This is a genomic window from Mesorhizobium sp. (assembly GCF_024509055.1).
GTDB lineage: Bacteria > Pseudomonadota > Alphaproteobacteria > Rhizobiales > Rhizobiaceae > Mesorhizobium.
Map to the genome: position 1 here is coordinate 1 of NZ_JANINM010000283.1, position 2,170 is coordinate 2,170.

The 2,170-nt window shown below is 63.1% G+C and carries 2 protein-coding genes and 1 pseudogene; 2 read left to right on the plus strand and 1 reads right to left on the minus strand.

From position 1 onward, the window contains the following. Window positions 1-179, minus strand: a pseudogene (locus Q0L57_RS13095) (gfo/Idh/MocA family oxidoreductase); the annotation flags it as partial. A 201-nt stretch (window positions 180-380) separates the two neighbouring features. Here Q0L57_RS13095 and Q0L57_RS13100 point away from each other — a divergent pair. Continuing rightward, window positions 381-1,226 carry a MurR/RpiR family transcriptional regulator gene (locus tag Q0L57_RS13100; RefSeq protein WP_296743241.1) on the plus strand — a complete coding sequence of 282 codons (846 nt, stop codon included), beginning with the start codon at window positions 381-383 and terminating at the stop codon, window positions 1,224-1,226. A gap of 156 nt (window positions 1,227-1,382) precedes the next feature. Next, window positions 1,383-2,170 (plus strand): 5-dehydro-2-deoxygluconokinase (gene iolC, locus Q0L57_RS13105; RefSeq protein WP_296743243.1); only part of this gene is annotated, 788 nt, incomplete at its 3' end.

Genomic DNA, 2,170 nt, shown 5'->3' on the forward strand with positions numbered 1-2,170 from the left:
GCCCTGGCGAAGCCGAACTCGCCCGCCTTGCGTCTGGCCAGTTCGTCATTGACCTCGCCCAGATGCACCAGCCTCGGCTTGCCCACATCGGGAAAGACCGTGCCGACCGCGTTCCAGGCGATGGCATGGCACTTGCCCATGAAGCCCGTGCCGATGAGGCCCACTCCGACCATGTCGATTTGTCTCCGCGCTGGAGCAATTCCAGGAAAGGCGTGAAGCGGCTTCTGTCCTGAATTGCGTCTAAGGAAATCTCTGTGGATGAGTTAATCCATTTTAGCTGAGAATGGAACGTCCAAATCATTTTTAATAGTGTTCTTGCGCGAAACCGCTATGATGGGGCAGGAGGGGGGCTAATCAATATGGCCGTAGGCGGAGCGACGATGGACGAACGGGTGCCTCGCGATTTCGAGACGCTGCGCGCAACGATCCTGGACCGGCGCGCGAGCCTGCCCAAGCGCATCGCGCAGATCGCCGCCTATGCGCTCGACAATCCTGACGATATCGCTTTCGGCACGGCTGCGAGCATCGCCGCCTCGGCGGGCGTCCAGCCCTCGACCTTGATCCGCTTTGCCCAGCAGCTCGGCTTCGACGGGTTCACCAGCCTGCAGCAGGTGTTTCGCGAGCGGCTGCGCGAACGCAATTCCTCCTATGACGAGCGGCTGGCGGCGTTGCGCGCCAAGGCCGAGGACGGCGGCGGGCACAGGGCGATCTTCGACGGCTTCGTCGCCGCCGCCAGCACCTCGCTAGGCGACATTTCCCGCGCGCTGAACGATGCGCATTTCGAGGAGGCGGTCGCCCTGCTGGCAAAAGCCGAGACCATCTATGTGCTGGCCAAGCGCCGCTCCTATCCGGTGGCGTCCTACATAGCCTATGCGCTTGGCAAGTTGAAGATCCGCAACCAGCTGGTGGAATCCGCCGCCGGCTTGAATGCCGAGATGATCGGCTTCGCCACGCCACGCGACGCCGTCATCGCCATCAGCTTCTCGCCTTACGCGCCCGCGACGATCGAGGAGACGCGCTCGATCGCCGAGCAGGGCGTGCCGATCGTGGCGATCACCGACTCGTCGTTTTCGCCGCTCGCCCAGTTCGCAAAGGTCTGGTTCGAGGTGGCGGAAGCCGATTTCGGCGGCTTCCGCTCGATCTCGGCGACGATGGCGCTTGCCATGGCTCTGACTGTAGCCGTCGGCGAGAAGCGGCGCGACGCCGGCCGCAAGCGGAAGGCCTGAACAACCACGGCATTGATGTTTTTCAATCCGGGAACGCTCATTCCATATTGACTGCAGATTGGAATTATTATTTCATATTGACGGCATCGCGCTACCGCTCGCGCATGCTGCTCGGAACGATGCTGCTCAGCACAACAAGGCCGATGGGAGGTTCGAATGGGCGAAGCCGTGGAAACGAAACATCCGCCGCTCGACGTCATCACGATCGGCCGCGCTTCGGTCGACCTCTATGGCCAGCAGATCGGCTCGCGGCTGGAGGACATCACCTCCTTCGCCAAGTCCGTCGGCGGCTGTCCGGCCAATATTTCGGTCGGCACGGCGAGGCTCGGGCTGCGCTCGGCATTGCTTACGCGTGTCGGCGACGAGCAGATGGGACGCTTCGTCCGCGAGCAGCTGAAGCGTGAAGGCGTCTCCGTCGACGGCTTGAAGACCGACAAGGAGCGGCTGACCGCCCTTGTGCTGCTATCGGTCGAGAGCGAGGGCGTCTCGCCGATGATCTTCTACCGCACCGACTGCGCCGACATGGCGCTGGCGGAAGAGGATATCGATGAGGCCTTCATCGCTTCGGCGCGTTCCGTCGTCGTCACCGGCACGCATTTCTCGCGTCCCAACACGGATGCCGCGCAGCGCAAGGCCATCCGCCTGATGAAGGCCAAGGGCGGCAAGGTCGTGTTTGACATCGACTACCGCCCGAACCTGTGGGGCCTGGCCGGCCATGCCGAGGGTTTTGAGCGCTACGTCAAATCGGACCGCGTCTCGGCGCAGCTGAAGACGGTGCTTCCCGATTGCGACCTCATCGTGGGCACCGAGGAGGAGATCATGATCGCCTCCGGCGCCGACGATTGCCTGAGCGCGCTGAAGACGATCCGCGCGCTTTCCTCGGCAACGATCGTGCTCAAGCGCGGCGCCAAGGGCTGCATCGTCTATGACGGCCCGATCAGCGA